General features: G+C 57.7%; 21 protein-coding genes and 1 riboswitch. Of the genes, 4 read left to right on the top strand and 17 right to left on the bottom strand.

Annotated elements, in window-relative coordinates:
- Nucleotides 1-17 precede the first annotated feature (17 nt).
- From A6M21_RS05170 to phnF, 5 genes are all read right to left on the bottom strand, one after another.
- Nucleotides 18-902, bottom strand: coding sequence for a PhnE/PtxC family ABC transporter permease (locus tag A6M21_RS05170; RefSeq protein ID WP_066666813.1), 885 nt, complete (start codon nucleotides 900-902; stop codon nucleotides 18-20).
- A complete protein-coding gene (locus A6M21_RS05165; protein ID WP_066666812.1) occupies nucleotides 899-1,684 on the bottom strand; it encodes a PhnE/PtxC family ABC transporter permease in 786 nt (261 codons plus the stop codon). The genes A6M21_RS05170 and A6M21_RS05165 overlap by 4 nt, the downstream gene beginning before the upstream one ends.
- Nucleotides 1,674-2,459, bottom strand: a complete 786-nt coding sequence (gene phnC, locus A6M21_RS05160) for a phosphonate ABC transporter ATP-binding protein (protein WP_242868770.1) — start codon at nucleotides 2,457-2,459, stop codon at nucleotides 1,674-1,676. Before phnC ends, A6M21_RS05165 begins: the two co-directional genes overlap by 11 nt.
- Nucleotides 2,460-2,654: 195 nt before the next feature.
- Nucleotides 2,655-3,710: a PhnD/SsuA/transferrin family substrate-binding protein gene (locus A6M21_RS05155; protein WP_066666810.1), complete on the bottom strand. Its 1,056-nt coding sequence runs from the start codon at nucleotides 3,708-3,710 to the stop codon at nucleotides 2,655-2,657.
- A 142-nt stretch (nucleotides 3,711-3,852) separates the two neighbouring features.
- Nucleotides 3,853-4,581 (bottom strand): phosphonate metabolism transcriptional regulator PhnF, encoded by a 729-nt coding sequence (gene phnF, locus A6M21_RS05150; protein WP_161486006.1) that lies wholly within the window; start codon nucleotides 4,579-4,581, stop codon nucleotides 3,853-3,855.
- 408 nt (nucleotides 4,582-4,989) lie between these two features.
- Here phnF and sigK point away from each other — a divergent pair, with 408 nt between their 5' ends.
- From sigK to A6M21_RS05130, 4 genes are all read left to right on the top strand, one after another.
- Entirely contained in the window at nucleotides 4,990-5,697 is a 708-nt protein-coding gene (gene sigK / locus A6M21_RS05145) for an RNA polymerase sporulation sigma factor SigK (protein WP_066666808.1), read from the top strand.
- A 117-nt stretch (nucleotides 5,698-5,814) separates the two neighbouring features.
- Nucleotides 5,815-5,960: riboswitch (SAM riboswitch) on the top strand.
- A gap of 87 nt (nucleotides 5,961-6,047) precedes the next feature.
- On the top strand, nucleotides 6,048-7,244 hold the full coding sequence (locus A6M21_RS05140) for a homocysteine biosynthesis protein (protein ID WP_066666807.1): 1,197 nt from the start codon (nucleotides 6,048-6,050) through the stop codon (nucleotides 7,242-7,244).
- Nucleotides 7,245-7,280: 36 nt separating this feature from the next.
- Nucleotides 7,281-7,682 (top strand): NIL domain-containing protein, encoded by a 402-nt coding sequence (locus A6M21_RS05135; protein WP_066666806.1) that lies wholly within the window; start codon nucleotides 7,281-7,283, stop codon nucleotides 7,680-7,682.
- Nucleotides 7,683-8,426 (top strand): UPF0280 family protein, encoded by a 744-nt coding sequence (locus A6M21_RS05130; protein WP_066666805.1) that lies wholly within the window; start codon nucleotides 7,683-7,685, stop codon nucleotides 8,424-8,426.
- Between the two features lie 3 nt (nucleotides 8,427-8,429).
- Here the strand turns inward: A6M21_RS05130 and A6M21_RS05125 are convergent, their stop codons facing one another.
- The 12 genes from A6M21_RS05125 to A6M21_RS05075 all read right to left on the bottom strand — a co-directional run bounded on the left by A6M21_RS05125 (nucleotide 8,430) and on the right by A6M21_RS05075 (nucleotide 21,337).
- On the bottom strand, nucleotides 8,430-8,621 hold the full coding sequence (locus tag A6M21_RS05125; protein ID WP_151191806.1) for a hypothetical protein: 192 nt from the start codon (nucleotides 8,619-8,621) through the stop codon (nucleotides 8,430-8,432).
- 106 nt (nucleotides 8,622-8,727) lie between these two features.
- Nucleotides 8,728-8,892, bottom strand: a complete 165-nt coding sequence (locus A6M21_RS18640) for a hypothetical protein (protein ID WP_161486005.1) — start codon at nucleotides 8,890-8,892, stop codon at nucleotides 8,728-8,730.
- A 42-nt stretch (nucleotides 8,893-8,934) separates the two neighbouring features.
- On the bottom strand, nucleotides 8,935-10,545 hold the full coding sequence (locus tag A6M21_RS05120) for a long-chain-fatty-acid--CoA ligase (protein ID WP_066666803.1): 1,611 nt from the start codon (nucleotides 10,543-10,545) through the stop codon (nucleotides 8,935-8,937).
- 244 nt (nucleotides 10,546-10,789) lie between these two features.
- Complete coding sequence (locus A6M21_RS05115) at nucleotides 10,790-11,917, bottom strand: HD-GYP domain-containing protein (RefSeq protein ID WP_066666802.1); 1,128 nt, start codon at nucleotides 11,915-11,917, stop codon at nucleotides 10,790-10,792.
- A gap of 131 nt (nucleotides 11,918-12,048) precedes the next feature.
- Nucleotides 12,049-12,651, bottom strand: a complete 603-nt coding sequence (locus A6M21_RS05110) for a DedA family protein (protein ID WP_078060402.1) — start codon at nucleotides 12,649-12,651, stop codon at nucleotides 12,049-12,051.
- Between the two features lie 68 nt (nucleotides 12,652-12,719).
- On the bottom strand, nucleotides 12,720-14,471 hold the full coding sequence (gene pyk, locus A6M21_RS05105) for a pyruvate kinase (protein WP_066666887.1): 1,752 nt from the start codon (nucleotides 14,469-14,471) through the stop codon (nucleotides 12,720-12,722).
- A gap of 23 nt (nucleotides 14,472-14,494) precedes the next feature.
- A complete protein-coding gene (gene pfkA / locus A6M21_RS05100) occupies nucleotides 14,495-15,457 on the bottom strand; it encodes a 6-phosphofructokinase (protein ID WP_066666801.1) in 963 nt (320 codons plus the stop codon).
- Between the two features lie 35 nt (nucleotides 15,458-15,492).
- Nucleotides 15,493-16,473 carry an acetyl-CoA carboxylase carboxyltransferase subunit alpha gene (locus A6M21_RS05095; protein WP_066666800.1) on the bottom strand — a complete coding sequence of 327 codons (981 nt, stop codon included), beginning with the start codon at nucleotides 16,471-16,473 and terminating at the stop codon, nucleotides 15,493-15,495.
- Complete coding sequence (gene accD, locus A6M21_RS05090) at nucleotides 16,470-17,318, bottom strand: acetyl-CoA carboxylase, carboxyltransferase subunit beta (protein ID WP_066666799.1); 849 nt, start codon at nucleotides 17,316-17,318, stop codon at nucleotides 16,470-16,472. The genes A6M21_RS05095 and accD overlap by 4 nt, the downstream gene beginning before the upstream one ends.
- 15 nt (nucleotides 17,319-17,333) lie before the next feature.
- Entirely contained in the window at nucleotides 17,334-17,525 is a 192-nt protein-coding gene (locus A6M21_RS05085; protein ID WP_066666798.1) for a glutamate decarboxylase, read from the bottom strand.
- 97 nt (nucleotides 17,526-17,622) lie between these two features.
- Complete coding sequence (gene mtrB, locus A6M21_RS05080; RefSeq protein WP_201721833.1) at nucleotides 17,623-17,856, bottom strand: trp RNA-binding attenuation protein MtrB; 234 nt, start codon at nucleotides 17,854-17,856, stop codon at nucleotides 17,623-17,625.
- A gap of 79 nt (nucleotides 17,857-17,935) precedes the next feature.
- The gene (locus A6M21_RS05075; RefSeq protein ID WP_066666885.1) at nucleotides 17,936-21,337 is read right to left on the bottom strand and encodes a DNA polymerase III subunit alpha; all 3,402 of its coding nucleotides are present in this window, start codon (nucleotides 21,335-21,337) and stop codon (nucleotides 17,936-17,938) included.
- Between the last annotated feature and the right edge of the window lie 50 nt (nucleotides 21,338-21,387).

Genomic DNA, 21,387 nt, shown 5'->3' with positions numbered 1-21,387 from the left:
GCTTTATGCCGGCCGGCTCACCGGGGGTTTTGCCGGATCCGGCCCTTCAGGCCGGTGGCAACCGCCTCAAGGGCCATGGCGAAGGCCAAAATAATATAGGTGATCAATCCGACTTCACGCAGGTCGAAATAATATCCGCCGGCCATGAACAGATCAAAACCGATCCCCGCCGCGCCGGCGGCGGCGCCCATGGCGACCGCATTGGCGAAATTGATTTCGTATCTCAAAAAGGTCCAGGACAATATACTGGTCGCTGCCGATGGTATAACCGCCTGGAAAACTATCTGCCACCAGTTGGCGCCGCTGGCCGACAAAGCTTCAATAACGCTCCGGTCCAGCTCTTCAAAAGACTCCGCATAGGCTTTGGTCAAATAGCTGACCGAATGAAAAGTCATTCCAATCACTGCCGCCGCACTGCCCAAACCGGCGGCCACGGCAAAAATCAAGACCCATAAAATGGTCGGAACAGCCCGGATAAAAGCAACAAAGCCCTTGACAATGTTGGTCACTTGTTTGGGGGCCAGATTCCGGGCGCCCAGCAAACCCAAAAAGAAGGCTATCACGCCACCGAACAGGGTGGTCAAAAAGGCCAGACCCATTGTGATGACAACTTCGTAGAAAGCGTCCCGCAAGCTGAGACGGTGCGTATCCGGCTGCAAAAAGATGATCTTTAAATTGTTCAAGGTGTCGGCCGCCGCTTTGGCCACATCGACGCTCCGGTAGTCGATTGTGAGCAGGGCATAGATGGTCAGTAACGAGATAACCAGTAAAAATATGCGCATGGCCAGGGCCTGCCTGTTCAGGGGCTTGAACGGGAGCGCACCTGCTGCTCCGTGTACAGTGTACCCGTGCTCCGGACTGATTTGACCCCATATATCGATTGGTTCCTCGAACTTGATCACATAATCACCCGCCTGACGTAATTTGAAATCATTTCAACCACAATAACCGTGATTACGATCAGGATTACCACCAGGCTGGCGGCATGGAAATTCATACTTTTATAGTACAAATCAAAGGAAAATCCGATCCCCGTACCGGTCAGCAGGCCAACCAGGGTGGCGTCGCGGATATTGGTGTCAACCATAAACAGCAGCCAACTGCTCAGTTGAGGCATACCGGCGGGCAAAACCGCCTGGAATACAACCTGGAAATAACTGGCACCAGTAGCCTGCAGTGCCTCAACCGGCTTGTTGCTCACCTCGTCTATTGTTTCTATGAATGCCCGGGTAAGAAACCCGAGCGAACCAAAAAACAGGGCCAGGTAACCGGTCAGCTCACTTTGACTGAAGGCCAGCATCAAAACCATGGCCCAGGCCACCAGCGGAATGTTCCGGAAGATTGAGGCCACCCCCCGGGTGATTATGCCGGACAAACTGCACAGCCCGGTCGTGCTGGAACCGGCCAGGGCCAGAAACATGGCAAAAATGGCAGCCACAGTGGTTGAAGCAACGGACATCAGCACAGTTTCTTTTAATTTGAGCAAGATATCAGGCAGTTTTGTCATCGCCCCGGCATCCGGATAAAAATTGGCCGCTCCCCAGGCAAAAGCCCTGAAAATACTGGTGAATCCCTTCAGCACATCATACCGGGTAATGACGATCGAGCCCGTTGTTAAAACAGTTAACAGCGTGAAGAACAACAGGCCGCCATTTCTGCGTCTGGTAAAGATATCAGCTTGCATACCGCTCTCCCCAATCAACAATCAGCTCCCCGGACTCCGTACCGTAGATTTCCGAGGTCAGATCAGCAGTAAGTTTGCCCGGCGGGCCGTCATAAACCACTTTCCCTTTATTGATGCCGATAATTCTATCCGAGTAAGCTAAGGCAACGTTTACCTGATGCAAATTACAAATCAAGGTTATGCCCATACCGTTGGCGATTTTTTTCAGGTAATCCATGATAATTTTGGAAGCGTTGGGGTCCAACGAAGCAATCGGTTCGTCACATAAAATCATTTTAGGATTCTGCACCAGCGCCCTGGCGATCCCGACACGCTGTTTTTGTCCTCCGCTTAATTGATCGCAACGTTGATAAACCTGCTCTCCCAAACCCAGGATCTTGATTATATTGAAAGCCTGCATTTTTTCTTCCCGGCTGTACAGCCCCAGCACACCGGCCAGTGTCGACTTGTAGCCGAGCCTGCCGTGAAGGACATTCTCAATAACAGTCAGGCGGTCGACCAGATTGTAATGCTGAAAGATCATCCCGATTCCTGTTCTTAGTTTTCGTAAATCCCTGCGCTTTAACTTTGATACGGCAAGATCACCGAATAAAATTTCACCGCCGGTCACCTCAATCATCCGGTTAATGCAGCGCAAAAGTGTCGATTTTCCCGCTCCGGAAGGACCGATTACGGAAACAAACTCGCCTTCCTTGACGGTAAAACTGACGCCGGCAAGAGCCGGTGTGGGACCGGCATAATATTTGGTGACATTTTTCAATTCCAACAAGGCCAATAATTCCACCTCCCGCCGGTACAAGTGAGTAAGGGGCGTGGAAGCAACCATTTTTTGTTTGCATCATGATATGATTGATTTCCAACGCCCGTCATACTCAACTTCTGCACCAGGTAATGTCAGGGCAGCTATTTAGGATAAATTATGCATGCCACTTAAAATTTTTGGTATTAAAAACAGATAGTGATTAACAATTCAAGCTCCAATACCGAGAACCTTTCTCATCGGATCATACCAGGCATCGTCCACCTTGACAAAACGGTGCGGCTGTACGAATACGGCACCCTTGGCACCCTTGGGGGCGAATATTTTGGGATCATTGGTTACCTGATCGGAAGTAAGCGCTTGTGTAATGGCATCAAGGGTTTTCTGGCTAAGCACCGCGCTGTTGGCTTCGATCGGCGTGTTAAGTACCGGTATTGATTTAATGACCACGAATTGCTTGCCCGCCAGGTTGTTAAACGGTGCGGCGGCATCCTTCTTTACGGTATAGACGGCTCCCGGCGCGTTGTCGCTTCCCTGCGCAAGTTCCACATACTGGGATACATCTATATCGTCCACCGCCGCGACGTCAACCTTGTCCGTCAGCAGGCTGACCAGGGACAACTGATGGGAACCGGCAAAAATGACCTGACTGAAAAACTTGCCGCTGCCGCCCTGGGCCAGATCGTCCTTGGTCAGGTGCTTCCATTTGTCCTGCTTGGAGAAATAGCTCATGATTGCCGCCGCCGGCATGTTGAATCCGGATGTCGAACTGGTTGAAACGAAGGATATTCTTTTGCCTGTGATGTTGTCAATGCCATAACTGTCACCGGACTTGTACTGCGCTTCGTTCCCCTTCTTGACCAGGAAACGGCTGTGATAAAGGGCGTCCTTCAAGGTTCCCGAGTCACCGCTCTCCACCACCAGGGGAATGATCTTGGGGTTTTTGGCGTGAGAGACCAGGTATTCGTTCGGCCCGAACCAGCCCAGTTGGGCATCGCCGTTTTCCAGGGCGGCAATGGCAATGGCGTAGTCCGTGGTTAATTTATCTTCCACTTTTTTACCTGTGGCTTTCGCAATCACATTGTCAATTTCCGCGCGCAACTCCTTTTCATTTTCCCCCGAGTTGTTCGGCAGCCAGGCAATGGTAATGGTGTCGGGCTCCTTAACGGTTGCGGAGTTGGACGGAGCATTGGATGAAGAGCCGCAGCCGGCTAAAAGAAACACCGCAAGAGCAATAATCAGCCCGGGGAAATACAGTTTCCGCATGTAAATTCTCCTTTCAGTCAAACATCTGGATTATCTTCGCTGAACTGCGCAGTTGGCCTGTTGTTTACCGGTTCCGGCACGTGCCCGGCAATGGAACCGTCCCTGCTCATTGAGCATTGATGCAGCCTTTTCCCTCCCTCCTTTACCAGTCGACTGTAATCCTGGCCAGATCGCCGCGGTAACAGGTAACCGTGTATTGGATCAGGATGTCATCCTGGGTCTTTAACAGGCTGTCCACCTTGAGTACCGGCGTGCCGGCGGGAATCTTCAAGACCATGGCTTCTTTGGGGGAGGGCAGGACGGCCTGAAAGTTTGATTTTACCCGGGAAGGTTTGATCCCGTAAAATTGCTCGTAAATGGCAAATAAAGAAGAAAAGTCAACCACGTGTTCCAGAAAACCGGGCAGATGTTGAGCAGGTAAAAAATTGGTCGCTACAAGAAAGGGCAGGCCGTCCACCAGGCGGAGAATTTCCAGCAGATAAACCGGCGCCAGCGGTTTTATGCCCAGTATGCCGGCCACTGCGCCGGGGGCCGCCGTCTTTACCGCCTGCAGAACCCTGCTGGCGGGCATTTTGCCGGCCTGGCGGATGTTTTCCGTAAACCGGTTTTGGGGTGTCAGCCTGTATTCCAGGCATTCCGGACAATGGTTGGCCACAAAAGTACCCCGGCCTTTGATTTTATAAAGCAGTCCCTGCAGGCACAATTCGCCCACCGCCTGACGCACGGTGTGCCGGTTTACCCGGTAGATGGCGCCCAGTTCCATTTCAGGCGGCAGTTGCTGGCCTTCTTTAAGCGTACCGGATGCAATCTGCTGCCGGATTATGTTCATCAGTTGACGGTAGTACGGAATACCGCTTTCCTTGTCAATCACCGTGCCAACCCTCCCGTGAGCGCCGCCGGAAAAGAAATAGTGCGCTGCAACTTCCCGTCCGGTCCGGATGTCTGGACAGCAGCCCGGCAGCATATGTGCCGCCCAAAATGCGGGCGGCACACTACAGTGCGTTCATTTGATTTTGATGCCTGTCCTTGCTTGTTCCTATTCTCCCAGATTATTGTTAGTAGCATATTAACCGCACTTTAATTTTTGGTAAAAGGACCGGATTTTTTCATTGCAGCCCCAACCCGGCGCGTTTTTTGTTGATATGCTCCGCAATAACGCTGGCCGTCTGCACCGGATAACCACCCGGGTCCACTTTGCAAAAAATTTTCGCTTCCTGTCACCTCCGCCACCTTTTGCCCATATGATATATAACCTATTTCTTTTCAAGGGGTGATTTGCATGCTGCCCGGTCTGTGCATCCTGGCGGCACTGTCGGTGGTAAACGGACTGGTCATCCTGATCTGCCACGTGGCCGGCAACAGTTTCCCCAAACCATTATCGGAGGAGGAGGAAGCGGTTTTTCTGGAAAAAATGCTGGCCGGCGACGAAACGGCCCGGCGCAAACTGATCGAGCACAACCTGCGTCTGGTGGCGCACATCATTAAAAAATTCGACCGGACCGGCGAGGATTTTGACGACCTTATTTCAATCGGCACCATCGGGCTGATCAAGGCGGTGGACACCTATAACCCCGTCAAGGCCACCCGTCTGGCCACCTACGCCTCGCGGTGCATTGAAAACGAGATCCTGATGCATCTGCGGGCGCGCAAGAAAGTGCGCACGGAAATGTCCCTGTATGATCCGATCGGCATGGATAAGGAAGGGAATGAGATCAGTTTCATCGATGTGCTGGGCACCGATGCGGAAGTGGTTTGCGACACGGTGGCCGGGCATCTGGAACAGGATCATTTGTGGCGTCAGCTGGAACAATTGCCGCCCCAGGAGCGCAAGGTGCTGGTGCTGCGTTTCGGACTGAAAGACGGCGCCCGGCGCACCCAGCGGGAAATCGCCCGCCGCCTGGGCATCTCCCGTTCCTATGTCTCGCGGATTGAAAAGCGCGCCCTGCACCGGCTGACGGAACAATTTGCCTTGCCGGCGGGACGATGAAACAGCCGGGATACGCCGCCTGCTTCCGGCAAAAATCACCTTCCCGGCGAAAAACGCTTGACATCGGCCGGTTGCTCTGCTAATATGTTCAGTGATTAAGTAAATATAAATCTGGTGCTCTTATCCAGAGTGGTGGAGGGACTGGCCCGATGAAACCCGGCAACCGCTTTCCTTCAAGGCTTTGCGGCCCCGGCGCAAAGCCCGGTACAAAGGAAGGTATGGTGCCAATTCCTGCAGAAGATTTATCTTCTGACAGATAAGAGGATGGCAAAGATCGTTTGCGGGCCTCTTCTGTTGGGAAGAGGCCTGTTTACGTCTGGAGCAGAGCACGAGGAGGAGATGTAGTTCAAATGAGCGCGGAAAAGACTTACGCGGAAATCAACGAACGGATTAAAGCCGGCAAAGCGGTGGTGCTAACGGCGGAAGAATTGATCGACCTGGTTAACGAAAAAGGACTGACGGAGGCGTCCCGCCAGGTGGATGTGGTGACCACCGGCACTTTTGCTCCCATGTGCTCCTCCGGCGCCTTTCTTAATTTCGGCCATTCGGCTCCGCGCATGAGAATGAGCCGGGTCTGGCTGAACAATGTGCCGGCTTACGCGGGCATCGCGGCGGTGGATGCCTACATCGGGGCCACCGAGGTGCCCGAGGATGATCCCCTGAACAATAATTATCCGGGCGAATTCCGTTACGGCGGCGGGCACGTGATTGAAGACCTGGTGGCCGGCCGGCCCGTCAGGTTGAAGGCGCTGTCCTATGGCACCGATTGCTACCCGCGGCGGGAAATCGAAACCACCATTACACTAAACGATATCAATGACGCCTTCTTGTTCAACCCGCGCAACGCTTACCAGAACTATAACTGCGCGGTGAACACCACCGACCGCACCATCTATACTTACATGGGCACGCTCAAGCCCCGTCTGGGCAACGCCCATTATTCCACCTCCGGGCAGTTGAGCCCGCTGTTGAAGGATCCGCACTTCAAAACCACCGGCATCGGTACCCGGATCTTCCTGGGCGGCGGTGTAGGCTATGTAGCCTGGCACGGCACCCAGCACTTCCCGGCCATCCAGACGGATGCGCAGGGACGGGAACTGGGCGCCAACGGCGGCACGCTGGCGGTGATCGGGGATCTGAAACAAATGAGCCCGCGCTGGCTGATGGGCACCAGTTATCTGGGCTACGGCGCCACTTTGAGTGTGGGCATCGGCATCCCGATTCCCGTTTTAAATGAGGAAATCGCCCGCTACGCTGCAGCCAGCGACGCGGAACTTTACGCGCCGGTCGTCGACTACGGCACAACTTACCCCGAGCGGCAGCCGGGCAACCTCGGCTTCGTCAGCTACGCCCAGCTGAAATCCGGCAAAATCACCGTCAACGGCCGGGAAGTGCCCACCGCGCCCCTGTCCAGCTATCCGCGGGCACGGGAAATCGCCGCTACGCTCAAACAGTGGATCGGCACAGGCAAATTCCTGCTCACCGAACCTGTACAGTTGCTGCCCTCACCGGCCGACGGGCTCAGCGGCAAGCCGCTGAACGGTTAGACCCGGAGCAATTTTGAATATCAGGGAGGTTTTCGCATGGCGCCGAAAAAAATCGTCCTGCGCTTCGGTGCGGACATTTCCGGTAATCCGGTAATCTACCGGCTGGTCAAGGATTACGATCTGATGGTCAATATTGTCAAAGCCAATGTCAATCCACAAAAAGAAGGCACGCTGGTGCTGGAATTAACCGGGGAAAAATACGACCAGGGCCTGGAGTTCCTGCGCCGCCAGGGTGTGTCGGTGCAGGCGTTGACCCGGGAAGTGGTGCGCAACGGGGACCGCTGTACCATGTGCGGCGCCTGCACGGCCATTTGTCCCACCGGCGCGCTTTTTATCGAGCGGCCCGGTATGGAAGTTCGCTTCGACGGGGATAATTGTGTGGTCTGCCAGCTTTGTGTCAAAGCCTGCCCGGTCCGGGCGATGGAGGTCAGGTTGTAATTGTCTTTTATCCGCCGCACATACCGGCAGTGGCACCGTCAGGAGGATTTAATCCATTTTCAGGTTGTCTGTAAGGAAACCGATCTGGATATCGGCATCCGGCGGGAGCGCTATTCCCCCGAACTGGTGCAGTGGGTGGAAAAACTGGTCCGGGATGTGCGGGGTCCGCTGGAGGAATATGTCCGGCGCGATCCCGCCTTCTTGAAGGCGCATACCCCTTATCAACCATTGCCCGGTGCGCCGGCCATCGCCGTGGAAATGGCGGACGCCGGCCGCCGGGCCGGGGTCGGCCCGATGGCCGCAGTGGCCGGCGCCGTGGCCGGACAGGTGGGTAAAGCACTTTGCCGCCGCAGCCGGGATGTGATTGTGGAAAACGGCGGCGACATTTTTCTGCGCAGCGCCTGTTTGCGGCGCATCGGCATTTTTGCCGGTCAATCGGCCTTTACCGGCCGTCTGGCCCTGGAAATCAGGCCGGAGGACACCCCGTTGGGCATTTGTACGTCCTCGGGCACGGTGGGCCATTCCCTTTCGTACGGCTGTGCCGACGCGGTGGTGGTACTGTCTGCCAGCCCCGCCCTGGCCGACGCGGCAGCCACCGCGGCCGGCAACCTGGTACAGTCACCGGATGATGTGCAAAAGGCAGCCGGTTTGGCCGCAGCCATACCCGGTATAGCGGGCGTGGTGGTTATCTGCGGCGACAAACTGGCTGCCTGGGGCCGGGTCAAACTGGTACCAGCCGGTTGAGCGTTATTCCGCCGTGCGTGTCGATGATTCGACCACTTCACGGTCCCAAAAGTCTTTTACGGCGTCAATCAACACCTTGCCCGTGGTTACTTCCACCCGGATGATCGGGCTGGCGAACTGCTGCTGCAGGGTTAAACACCCTTCTCTGGAAGGCTTGCGGCTGTGCTGGCTGGCAGAATTTTTTGCGGCCGGCATCAAAAGTCACCCTTTCATTAGAACTAGAGGCATTATACCGGTTGAAGATTAAAATTCCGGGAAGAACAATTTAACTTTTGATTAAAAATAACCCCTGCGCGGGGGTTTATTTACCGGTGCCGCCGCACAAGCCGGCAGCTGTCATTTTTGAACAAAACCCTTCATTTGAACAAACCCTTGAACAAACCATCAAATAACGAATGAAAAGACTGATGGCCGTACCTTGCCGCTCCAACGCGCCGGTACGGCCACCAGCTTCAAAAGCTGCCATTTTCATACTGACTGGTAAGATGTTCCGGCGGTCTGCGTCCGGCTAGTTGACCCGTTTTTCGTGTCCGCTCCATTCTTTTTCCCGCAGCCGGTATTTCATGATTTTACCGGTGGAAGTTTTGGGCAGTTCGCCGAACTCGATGGCCTTGGGCACCTTGAAGCGGGCGATGCGCTCCCGGCAGAAATTGATGATCTCCTCCACCGTGGGATTGGTGCCGGGCTTGGGCACCACGAAAGCCTTGGGCACCTCGCCCCACTTGGGATCCGGAACGGCGATTACGGCCACTTCCAGCACATCCGGATGCTGGTAGATGCAGTTTTCCACTTCCACTGTGGAAATGTTCTCCCCGCCGCTGATGATGATGTCCTTGATGCGGTCCTTGATTTCGATATAGCCGTTGGGGTGGACCACGGCCAGGTCGCCGCTGTGGAACCAGCCGCCCCGGAAGGCGCGTTCGGTGTCCTCGGGCTGCTTGTAGTAGCCCAGCATCACGTTGTTCCCCCGCATGACGATTTCGCCCAGCGTCTGCCCGTCATACGGCACTTCCTCCATGTTGCTGACGTCCACCACCTTGACAAATTCGGAGGTGATATAAGCCACACCCTGTCTGGCCTTGATTGCGGCACGCTCGTCCACCGGCAGTGCGTTCCATTCCGGACGCCATTCGCAGATGGTATGCGGGCCGTAAACTTCGGTCAGCCCGTATACCTGGGTCACTTCCGCCCCGATCGCCTCCATGTTTTTGATCACCGTGGGGGCGGGCGGCGCGCCGGCGGTGATCACTTTCAGTTTTGTTTTCATCTTGCATTCCCTGGCCTTGGGGTAATTGGCCATGGACACCAGCACGGTGGGAGCGGCGCACAGGTGGGTGACCCCTTCCTCTTCCACCAGGCGGTAGATCTCCTCCGGCACCACTTTGCGCAGACAGACGTGGGTGGCACCCACCGCCGTCACGCCCCAGGTATAGCACCAGCCGTTGCAGTGGAACATGGGCAGTGTCCACAGATAGACCGAGTTGGCACTCATCAAATGTTCCAGCGCCTCGCCGAGGGCATTCATGTAGGCGCCCCGGTGGTGGTACATGACGCCTTTGGGCAGGCCGGTGGTGCCGCTGGTGTAGTTGATGGTGATGTTCTCCATTTCGTCTTCAATTACATTGGGCCGCGGATCGGGGGAGCCGGTGGCCAGAAACTCTTCGTATTCCAGCCCGTCCAGGGGACGGCTGTCATCCACGTCGCAGATGTTGACAAATGTCTTGATGTTGGGCAGCTGATCCTTGATTGCCGCAACAATGTGGGCAAACTCGTTATCTACAAAAACGGCCTTGCTGTCCGAGTGGTTGAGGATGTAGGCTACTTCCGCCGGGGACAGGCGGATGTTTACACTGACCAGCGCCGCTCCGAGCATGGGTACGGCGTAATGCGCCTCCAGCATGGGCGGCGTGTTGGGGCAGATAAAAGCCACCTTGTCCCCCTTGCCCACGCCAACCCGGCTCAGTGCGCTGGCCAGGCGGTTCACCCGCTGGTAAAACTCGCTGTAGGTATACCGTTTGTCCTTGTAAACCACGGCTGTCTTGTCCGGATAGACGAAGGCGCTCCGTTTCAAAAAGCTCAACGGGCTCAAAGGTTCATAATAAGTGGTGCGCTGGGTCATGAAAAACCTCCCTTTCTCATTTACACAAGTGTGTGCTCGGTGCGCGGGCGCCCGTCCGCCGGGTGGCAACCGGCTTTGATTACCGGCGCCGGGCGCATTGTGCGGGATTGTTTTCAAAATACTAAAAATTTGCACTCCACAGTCAAATATTCTAAAAATTCTCCGTTTAAGTAAAAAGTCCTGCCGGACAGTGCACAGGAAACAAATTATTTTTTTAAAAACAAGAAACAATTTTTCGGGGGAGTCACTCGCTGCGGCTGCTGTCCTGCTTGCCGCTTCCCAGTTCCCAGTAGTCCCGGATTACTTCCGTCACGGCCAGCTGCCTGTTTTCGCCGAGCCAGACTTCGTAGGGCGAGGTTAGAGGCGCACCGTCGGCGGCAAATAGAATGCGCACCCGCGGGTAGAGGGAAAAACCGCGCATGGTTTCCACCACCACGCCGGTCTCGCCGTTGCTCAGGCGCAGCAGGCTGCCCAACGGATAAGCGGCCACATTGTATAAAAACGACTGCACAATTTCAAAATCAAACAGGTAGTCACCCGAACCGGCAATCATTTCGTAGGCCTCGTGCGGCGGGTAGGCGCGGCGGTAGACCCGGTCGGCGGTCATGGCGTCATATGTATCCGCCAGGCCGGTGATACGGGCAAAGAGGTGAATTTCACCCCCGGCCAGACCGCCCGGGTAACCGGTGCCGTTATAACGTTCATGATGCTGCAGCGCCACCAGGCGGCAAAGCGGTCCGGCGTAAGGATCCCCGGCCAGTATTTCCGCGCCGTAAAAGCAATGCTTCTTGATCGTTTCAAATTCCGGCCTGGTCAACGGCCCGTCCTTGTTCAATAATTCCAGGGGGATTTTTGTTTTGCCGATGTCATGCAACAAAGCACTCATGCCCAGGTGAAAAAGCTTGTTCCGGCCGAAGCCCATGGTTATGCCGGTGAGCACGGCCAGCACGCAGACATTGACCGAATGGCCGAAGGTGTATTCATCCAGGCAGCGGATGTCAATCATATTAACCATCAGGGAATGGTTGCTCATCAGTTCGTCAATTATTTCGTAAACAGTGGCATACATTTCCTTCACACTGATGATCGCCCGCCCAACCAGGGAACGCTGTTCGCTTTGCTCGGCGAGCAGCGCCTTTACTTTGGCAACCGCCCGCACCCTGGTTTCTTCCGAAATAACGTCGCTGATCTCGATATCCGGCAGAAAACCGTCATCAACATATACGGCCGGGATGCCCAAAAGTTTCAAACGGTGGATAAACCTTGGCGTCAATATCACGCCGCTGTTCAGCAGCACCTGGCCGTTGCCGTTGTAAACCGGGCGGCCGGTTTTCAGGCCGGGTTTTAAAGCACCAACCGGTATTTTACGCAAGTCCATACCCCGTTTCCTGAGGACGCCTTATTGCACAGGGGTTTTCTTCGACACAAAGCGATCATTTCCTGCCCCGGAAGACACATTGCCGGGATTTTTACGGAGCTGATCCTTTGGCGCCAATGCCTTGCTCAAATTTTCCCGGCGGTTTTTTTCTGATGGCGCAGGTACAGGTAGACTAGATAAAGCAGCAGCAGCACAGCCGCTCCCAGGGGCAGCCAGGAGCGGGTCAAACGGGAAATCCGCTCCCAGTTCTGGCCGAAAACAATACCCACCGCCAGGTTGAAAGAGGCCCAGATGACGGCAAAGATGGAGTTGTAAAACAAAAACCTGGCCGGGGAAAGTTTGCTCACCCCGGCCATGTAAGGGGTCAGATTGCTGATCATGGGCACAAAGCGGCCGACGATGATAAAGGCGGCCGCCGACCGGGTCAGCCAGGACTGCGCCCGCTCAAATTTCTGCGGGGTGATGTGCAGGTAGTTTCCGTAGCGCTGGAAAAACGGCTCGCCCACCCGGCGGCCGATCAGGTAGGCGATGAGGGCGCCCAAATCAAATCCGCCCACTGCGGCCAGCAGGACGTGATAAAAATTCAACCGGTCCTGATCCACCAAAAAGCCGGCAATTATTACCATCACCCCCCCGGGAAAGGGGATGCCCATCGCTTCAATAATCGTTCCCGCCAGAATGCCGCCGGCGCCCAGGGCGCCCAGGTAGTGCATGACCCATTCCTTCAAGATAAACCCCCCCGGTTAAGATGCCCGGCGGGGGCATTTTAAAAACAACCCGGGTCCGGCAACACCGCCTACAACACCCGTGCCGTGCCCCGGTAGATCAGCCCCCGCTGGCCGTCCACAGTTACCGTTTCTCCATCGGTCAGAATGGCCGTGGCCGCTTCCACCCCCACCACCACCGGGATGCCGAATTCCAGGCCGACAATGGCGGCGTGGGAGGTCAGCCCGCCGGTTTCGGTGATTACGGCCGCCGCCTTCTCCATGGCCGGGATGTAATCCCGTTCGGTGGCCGGGGTGACCAGAATGTCCCCCGGCTCCATTCTGCCCAGGGCCTCTTTTACCGTGCGGCATATCTTTACCGGTCCGGTCACCGCCCGGGCGCCGATGCCGGTACCCCGGGCCAGGATATCGCCCACCGTATGCACTTTGAGCAGGTTGGTCGTTCCGTGCACGCCCACCGGCACTCCGGCGGTAATCACCACCAGGTCGCCGGGACTGATCAATTCCGCGGCCAGCGAAACCTCGATGGCGGCGGAAATCATACTGTCCGTATCTTCCGAACGCCCGACCAGAAGCGGCTGCACCCCCCAGACCAGGGCCAGCTTGCGCAGCACCACGGGCCGGGTGGTGACGGCGATGACCGGCGCCTTGGGCCGGTATTTGCTGACCATTTTGGCCGTATGGCCGCTCTCGGTGGAGGTGATGATCGCGGCCGCCTCCAGATCCCGGGCCGTGGCACAGGTGGCGTGGCTGATCGCATCCGTGACGGTGCGCGCCGGGGCCTGTCCCCTGTGTTGCAGCATTTCATCATAGGGCAGCGCCGCCTCGGCCCGCCTGGCGATACGGGCCATGGTTTCCACCGCCTCCACCGGATACTGGCCGGCGGCCGTTTCCCCGGAAAGCATGATCGCGTCGGTGCCGTCAAAAATGGCGTTGGCCACGTCGCTGGCCTCGGCGCGGGTGGGGCGGGGATTGTGGATCATCGACTCCAGCATCTGGGTGGCGGTAATCACCGGCTTGCCGGCCCGGTTACATTTATGAATGATTGATTTTTGCACCAGCGGCACTTCTTCCACCGGGATGCCCACGCCCAGGTCACCCCGGGCGACCATGATTCCATCAGCCACCTTGATAATTTCATCCAGGTTGTTAACGCCTTCCTGGCTTTCAATTTTGGCGATGATGTCCAGTTCGGCGCCGTGCTCCTCCAGGATCTGCCGGATGGCCAGCACATCGCCGGCCTTGCGGATAAAAGAAGCGGCAATCAGATCGAAGCCCTGTTCAATGCCGAAGACAATGTCACTGACATCCCGGTCCGTGATGGCCGGCAGATTCACCGGCACCCCGGGCAGGTTCACTCCCTTCTGGCTGGTCAGCTCGCCGCCGTGCACCACCAGGCAGACCACTTCCCGCGGAGTGGCCGAAAGCACCTTCAGCTCGATCATGCCGTCGGCGATAAGGATGCTGTTGCCCGGCCTGACATCGCGGGGCAGTCCGGCGTAGGTGATTGGCAGCCGTTCGGCGGTGCCCTTGATTTCCTCCGTGGTTAAAGTCACCTGCCGGCCGGCTTCCAAAACCACCGGCTCCTTTTCCAGGTAGCCGAGGCGGATTTCCGGCCCCTTGGTGTCCAGCAGCAGCGCGATGTTTTTACCCGCCCGGCCGGCCGCCTTGCGGACGGCCGCCACGCGCCGGGCGTGCTCGTCGTGTGTGCCGTGGGAAAAGTTGAGCCGGGCCACATTCATGCCTGCTTTGATCATTTTGGTCAGCGTTTCCACATCTTCGCAGGCCGGCCCGATCGTACAGACTATTTTGGTGCGGCGGATCATCAATGCTTTTAGCCCCCCTGTTAAATGGACAGAATGCCGGCCAGGCGGAACATGTCCAGATCCACGGTCTTTTTGCAGGCAATCACCTTGTCCAGATCGCTGTCCACGATCCGGCCGGCTTTTATGCCCACCATTTTACCGGTGGCGCCGGACATCAGCAGTTCCACCGCCTTCGCCCCCAGGCGGCTGGCCAGGATGCGGTCGAAGGCGGAGGGTGTGCCGCCCCGCTGCAGATGGCCCAGAATGGTCACCTTGGTATCGAAGCCGGTACGCTGTTTGATTTGTTTGCCGATTTCCAAACCGCCGGCCGCCCCCTCGGCCACCACGATGATGCTGTGCAGCTTGCCCCGCCGGTAACCCCGGCAGAGCTTGTCGCAGATGTCTTCAATGCTGAAGGGCTGCTCGGGGATGAGAATGGATTCGGCGCCGCCGGCCAGCCCGGCGGCCAGCGCGATGAAACCGGTGTCCCGGCCCATCACTTCAATGATAAAGGTGCGTTCGTGTGAAGTGGCGGTGTCCCGGATTTTGTTGATTGCGTCCACCGCCGAGTTCACCGCCGTATCAAAGCCGATTGAGTAATCGGAACCGCTGATGTCGTTGTCAATGGTGCCGGGAATGCCCGCCACCGGCAGGCCGTATTCCCGGTAAAAAGCCTGCGCGCCCTGAAAGGAGCCGTCGCCGCCGATGACCACCAGACCCTGCAAACCGAAACGGTTCACGTTTTCCCAGGCCCGGGCGCGTCCGGCCGGCGATTTGAATTCTTCCGAGCGGGCCGTATGTAAAACCGTGCCGCCCCGGTGAATAATGTCAGCCACCGAACCCAGGCGCATCGGCTCCATATCCGCTTCAATAAAGCCGGTGAATCCGCGGCGGATGCCGATTACCTCCAGTCCGTGATAGATGGCCTTGCGCACCACCGCGCGGATGGCGGCGTTCATGCCCGGTGAGTCCCCCCCGCTGGTCAGCACCCCGATTCTTTGCAAATACTGTCCCCCCCTGACCTATTCAACGGACAGTATTAAGTTATGTCATTACCCGTCAAATATATACGGGGATCACCAATGCGCCGGAACTTTTCACCGCGTGCGGCCAGCAGCTGCCCCACCGGCCGGGCGGCCAGTTCCGGCAGCCGTCTGGACAGGACCTCCCGGATCCGCTCCGCCGCCCCGTCCGGATCGTGGTGGGCGCCGCCCAGGGGTTCGGGAATCACTTCGTCCACCAGATGCAGCGCCTCCAAATCGGCGGCGGTGATCTTCATCACCCCGGCCGCTTCCCGCGCCCGGGAGGAGTCCTTCCACAGTATGCTGGCGTAAGCCTCCGGCGAGATCACGGAGAAAACGGCGTGTTCCTGGATCAGGATACAGTCGCCGCTGGCCAGGGCCAGCGCGCCGCCGCTGCCTCCCTCGCCGATGATTACCGACAGCACCGGCACTTCCAGCATGAGCATGGTCTGGATGCATTCGGCGATGGCGTTGGAGATGCCCCTTTCTTCCGCCCCCATGCCCGGATAGGCGCCGGGCGTGTCGATGAAAGCCAGCACCGGCCGGTGGAATTTTTCCGCCTGACGCATCAGGCGCATGGCCATGCGGTACCCTTCGGGATGGGCCATACCGAAGTTGCGGGCCAGATTCTCCCTGGTGTCCCGGCCCTTAATCTGGCCGAGCACGGTTACCGGCCTCCCGTCAAAACGGGCGATCCCTCCCGCCAGCGCCGGATCGTCGCCATAAAGACGATCCCCGTGCAGCTGGACAAAATCAGTGCAGAGCCGGTTGATGTAATCCAGCATGTTCGGGCGTTCGGGGTGCCGGGCGACCAGCACCTTCTGCCAGGGAGCCAGGTTTTGATAGATATTTTCCTTCAGCGCCTGCACCCGTTTTTCCAGATTGGCTATTTCAGCGTCCAGGTTGATCTCTTTTTCCCGGGCGAATTGCCGCAGTTCTTTGATTTTTTCTTCCAGCTCCACAATCGGCCGGTCAAATTCCAAAATGGCGCCTGTCATGATTGTTCTCTCCTGTGCAGATCCAGCAGCCGGCTTAAAACGGCTTTCAATTGCGGCCGGGGCGTGACCAGATCGACAAAACCGTGCTGACGCAAAAACTCCGCCCGCTGAAAACCTTCCGGCAGCTTCTGTCGGATGGTCTGCTCAATCACCCGCGGTCCGGCAAAACCGATCAGCGCGTCCGGTTCGGCCAGAATAATATCGCCCAGGGCGGCGAAGCTGGCGCTGACCCCGCCCGTGGTGGGATCGGTAAGCACGGTGACGTATAACAGCCCCCGCCGGGAATGCCGGCACAGGGCGGACACGGTTTTGGTCATCTGCATCAGGGACAGCACGCCCTCCTGCATGCGCGCGCCCCCGGAAGCGGTAAAGATAATCAAAGGCAGCTCCTTTTCCGCGGCCCGTTCAATCGCCCGGGTTATTTTTTCCCCCGCCACCGTACCCATGCTGGCCATCATAAACTGCGCGTCCATGATCACAACCACCACCCGCTGGCCGTCAATGGCGCCTTCGCCGCCGACCACCGCCTCCGCCAGTCCGCTGGCCTGCCGCGCGGCCGCCAGTTTTTGCGCATATTCGGTGGAATGAAAGGGGTTTACCGGTTCCAGGTCCGCATCGTAGGCCGTGAAAGTACCCTCGTCCAAAGTGAACTGAATGCGCTCGCCGGCGGTCAGGCGAAAGTGATGCCCGCACTTCTGGCATACTTTCAATGTTTTTTCCAATTCCCGGGCAAAACGGATCTCGCTGCAGCGGGGGCACTTGATCCAGAGCCCGTCGGGCATTTCGCGCCGTCCGGCGTCTGAGGCCACGGTCACATACTTCTGTTTTTTGAATAATTCCAGCACTAAATCAAACTCTCCTTATATGGCATTGATGATATCCAGCGCCTCATCCACCTCTGATTCCGGCACCAGCACTTCCACCGAGCAGTTGTGTCCGGCGATGGACTGGCCCAGTTCCCGCAGCTTGACCAGCAACCCCTCGTCGGAGAGGACCTTCTTCATCCTTTCAGCCTCTTTCCGGTTCGGTGCGATGTAAACCACGGCCCACACGCCATGCGCCCCCTCGTTCCAGATTTACACTGTATATGCAAAGCGGGGTAAAGAACATAAATAAGTATATCCAGAGCACCAACCCCGGATACTGCACCTATTCGCTGCTCATCCGGCCGTGCCTGGTGAGCAGTTCCACCCGTCCGCGGATTTTAATGGCCGAAGTATGCTCGGTAAACTGGGCGATCATAATCTCACCCTTATCCAGTTTTTCCGAATGATGGAACTTAGTATCCTTGCCCCGGGTCAAACCAATGATGGTCACCCCGTTTTCCAACGCTTTGATCACCACATATTCACCGTTCACTTCGCAAATCGCTTCATTGAGCACAACTTTCACTCCTTAATTTTCCTGTTTTAACAAATCCATCATAGCACATTGTTATACCATTGACAAGTTCAATCCGGTTTCACTGTTTGACCTTCACGTTTTCATCACCGAGCAGCCCGCCCAGTTCCGTCAGCACCGGCGAAGCAAGATCCACCCAGTATTCCCGGGGCGTACAGGCCAGCTTCTTGTCGCGCGGAAAATATAGATAGACCGGGCACTGGCCGGGAAAAGCACGCAACAGCGTCTGCACCCGGGTGATCAGTTCTGTGGTGGGCCGGGGAAATTGCAGGTAGAGATCGCCGCCGGCCGTTTTCGTCAGCGGCGTCACCTCGTCCGCCAGAATTTTCACCGCCTCCCCGCTATTGTTTACTTTTCCCCGCACCAGTATGACCCGGTCGGGAGCGATCAGCCCGCCGTACTGCTGGTAGGTGCGCGGAAAGAAAACCACCTCCACGCTGCCCGTCAGATCTTCCAGCGTTCCGAAAGCCATCGGCTCGCCGCGGCGGGTGGCGATTTTTTTCAACGCCGTCAACAGGCCGCCCAGAGTGACCACGCTTTCCGGTTCCAGGTCGGCCAGTTCGGCCGCCACGGCGCCGGCCCGCTCCGCCAGCGCCCGGCGGTATTCCTGCAGAGGATGCCCGCTGATGTACAATCCGAGCGCTTCCTTTTCCAGCGCCAGCAAGTCGCCCTGCGGATAGGGCTTGACGTCTGGCATGGACAGGGCCAGCGTTTCCTCCGCCTGCTCCCCCCACAGATCCAGCAGGGACAGCTGTCCGTCCCGGCGCTCGCGCTGGGACTGCTGGGCCAGGGCCAGCCCGGCGTCGACGGCGGCCATCAGCTGCGCCCGGTGGTGACCCAGGGAATCCAGGGCGCCGGATTTGATCAGGTTCTCCAGCACGCGCCGGTTGATCACCCGCGTATCCAGGCGGCGGCAGAAGTCGGCAAAACAGGTATACGGGCCGCCTTCTTCCCGGGTCTTGATGATTGCTTCCACCGCCCCCAGGCCCACGTTTTTGATTGCAGCCAGTCCAAACCGGATATTGTTGCCCGCCACGGTGAAGCTTTCCCGGCTTTCATTGACGTCCGGCGGCAGCACCGCCATTTTCATGCGCCGGCATTCCTCCACGTAGACGGCCACTTTGTCCGTGTTGTCCCGCACCGAGGTGAGCAGCGCAGCCATGTACGGGGCCGGGAAATTGGCCTTTAAATAGGCCGTCTGGTAGGAAACCAGGGCGTAGGCCGCACTGTGCGACTTGTTGAAGCCGTAACCGGCGAAGTATTCCATCAGGTCGAAGATCTGGCCGGCGATCTCCCCGTCCACGCCGTTTTTCACCGCGCCCTCCACAAACTGGGAGCGCAGGCCGGCAATGATTTCCGGTTTCTTCTTGCCCATCGCCCGCCGCAGCAGATCGGCCTCGCCGAGGGTGAAACCGGCCAGGTCGCTGGCGATGCGCATCACCTGTTCCTGGTAGAGAATTACGCCGTAGGTGTCCTTTAAAATTGGCTCCAGTTTGGGGTGCAGGTAGGTGACCTGCCTTTCCCCGTGCTTGTTCTTGATGAAGTCCTCGACCATGCCGCTGCCCAGCGGACCGGGCCGGTACAGGGCGACCAGGGCGATGATGTCCTCGAACACTTCCGGGCGCAGTTCCTTTAAAATGGCGCGCATGCCGCTGGATTCCAACTGGAACACACCGCAGGCCTCGCCCCGGCAGAGCAGGTCGAAAGCGGCCGGGTCGTCCAGGGGGATATTGTCAATATCTACATCTATGCCCGTGCTTTCCTTGATCAGGCGCAGGGAGTCGGCAATCACAGTCAGCGTGCGCAGTCCGAGCAGGTCCATTTTCAGCAGGCCCAGCTCCTCCACCTGGTCCTTGGCGAACTGGGTGGTCAGCGGCCCGTCGGCGGCTTTATACAAAGGGACGTAATGGATCAGGGGGTCGCGGGTGATCACCACCCCGGCGGCGTGAGTGGAAGCGTGCCGGGGCATTCCTTCCAGCAGGGCGGCCATGTCGATCAATTTCTTCACCTGCGCATCCTGCTGGTAGAGCTCCCGCAGTTCGCTGGAATCCTGCAGCGCCTTTTCCAGGGTGATGTGCAGTTCCGCCGGCACCAGCTTGGCCACCCGGTCCACCTCGCCGTAGGACATGCTCAAAGCGCGGCCCACATCCCGGATGGCCGCCCGGGCGGCCATCGTGCCGAAGGTGGCGATCTGGGCCACCCGGTCGGCGCCGTACCGCCGGGCCACATAGTTGATCACCTCGCCGCGCCGCTCGTAGCAGATGTCCACGTCCACATCGGGCATGGATACCCGTTCCGGGTTGAGGAAGCGTTCAAAGAGCAGGTCGTAGCGCAGCGGATCCAGGTTGGTAATGCCGAGCACGTAGGAAACCAGGCTGCCGGCCGCCGAACCGCGGCCCGGACCGACCGGGATGCCGTTTTGCCGGGCAAAATGAATAAAATCCCAGACGATCAGGAAATAGCCCGAATAGCCCATCTGCCGGATTACGCCAAGTTCGTATTCCAGCCGTTGTTTCACCCGGGGGTTTTCAGCCTCCCCGAAGCGCCGGCGCACTCCCTGCCGGCAGAGTTCCTCCAGGTAGCTGTCCACCGTGTAGCCTTCCGGCACCCGGTAATGAGGCAGGTGCAGCTTGCCGAAGGTGAATTCCACCCGGCAGCGTTCGGCAACGGCCAGTGTATTTTGCATCGCTTCCGGCAGTTCACCGAACAAAAGATTCATTTCCTCCCCGCTTTTCAGATACAGCTCGCGCGATGAAAAGCGCATGCGGGCGGGATCATCCACTGTTTTGCCGGTCTGGATGCACAACAGCACATCCTGCATTTCAGCGTGTTCCCGGCGTACATAATGCACATCGTTGGTGGCGATCAGGGGTATGCCCAGCTCCTTGTGGATGCGGAGCAGTTCCCGGTTGGCCGTATGCTGTTCTTCAAAACCGTGATCCTGGATTTCCAGAAAGTAGTTGTCCGGGCCGAAAATATCCCGGTAGACACCGGCCGCCTCCCTGGCCCGGGCCGGCTCGCCGCCCAGAATGCGGGCGGCCACCTCCCCGGCGATGCAGCCGCTCAAGGCAATCAGTCCCTTGCTGTAGCGGGCCAGGGTGTCCCGGTCCACCCGGGGCTTGTAGTAAAAGCCGTCGGTAAAGCCCAGGGAAACCAGCTGAAGCAGGTTTTGGTAGCCGGTCTGGTTTTCGGCCAGCAGCACCAGGTGATAGGGACGATCGTCCACCCGCGGGGTGCGGTCGGCCATGGTCCGGGGGGCGACGTAAACTTCGCAGCCCAGGATGGGCTTGATGCCTTCTTTTTGACAGGCCTTGTAGAAGTCGACCGCGCCGAACATGACCCCGTGGTCGGTCATGGCCAGGGCGGGCATGCCCAACTCCCGGGCCGTTTTGACCACTTCCTTGATCCGGGAGGCCCCGTCCAGAAGACTGTATTCCGTATGTACGTGCAGATGAACAAACATGGCTTGATGCACACTCCTGATATCCCCGGCGGGATGGCGGTATAATATGA

This window comes from Desulfotomaculum copahuensis, assembly GCF_001655685.1.
Taxonomy (GTDB): Bacteria; Bacillota; Desulfotomaculia; order Desulfotomaculales; family Desulfovirgulaceae; genus Desulfotomaculum_G; species Desulfotomaculum_G copahuensis.
Note: the sequence above shows the minus strand (reverse complement) of the source record. Positions and strands in the feature narration are given on the sequence as shown.

Excerpts from the sequence above, each read along its gene's own strand:
- A6M21_RS05155 (WP_066666810.1), bottom strand. The coding sequence starts at position 3,710 with ATGCGGAAACTGTATTTCCCCGGGCTGATTATTGCTCTTGCGGTGTTT.
- A6M21_RS05125 (WP_151191806.1), bottom strand. The coding sequence starts at position 8,621 with ATGCCGGCCGCAAAAAATTCTGCCAGCCAGCACAGCCGCAAGCCTTCC.
- A6M21_RS05135 (WP_066666806.1), top strand. The coding sequence starts at position 7,281 with ATGGCGCCGAAAAAAATCGTCCTGCGCTTCGGTGCGGACATTTCCGGT.
- A6M21_RS05120 (WP_066666803.1), bottom strand. The coding sequence starts at position 10,545 with ATGACCCAGCGCACCACTTATTATGAACCTTTGAGCCCGTTGAGCTTT.
- A6M21_RS05095 (WP_066666800.1), bottom strand. The coding sequence starts at position 16,473 with ATGACAGGCGCCATTTTGGAATTTGACCGGCCGATTGTGGAGCTGGAA.
- sigK (WP_066666808.1), top strand. The coding sequence starts at position 4,990 with ATGCTGCCCGGTCTGTGCATCCTGGCGGCACTGTCGGTGGTAAACGGA.
- A6M21_RS05140 (WP_066666807.1), top strand. The coding sequence starts at position 6,048 with ATGAGCGCGGAAAAGACTTACGCGGAAATCAACGAACGGATTAAAGCC.
- A6M21_RS05075 (WP_066666885.1), bottom strand. The coding sequence starts at position 21,337 with ATGTTTGTTCATCTGCACGTACATACGGAATACAGTCTTCTGGACGGG.
- A6M21_RS05165 (WP_066666812.1), bottom strand. The coding sequence starts at position 1,684 with ATGCAAGCTGATATCTTTACCAGACGCAGAAATGGCGGCCTGTTGTTC.
- A6M21_RS18640 (WP_161486005.1), bottom strand. The coding sequence starts at position 8,892 with ATGGCAGCTTTTGAAGCTGGTGGCCGTACCGGCGCGTTGGAGCGGCAA.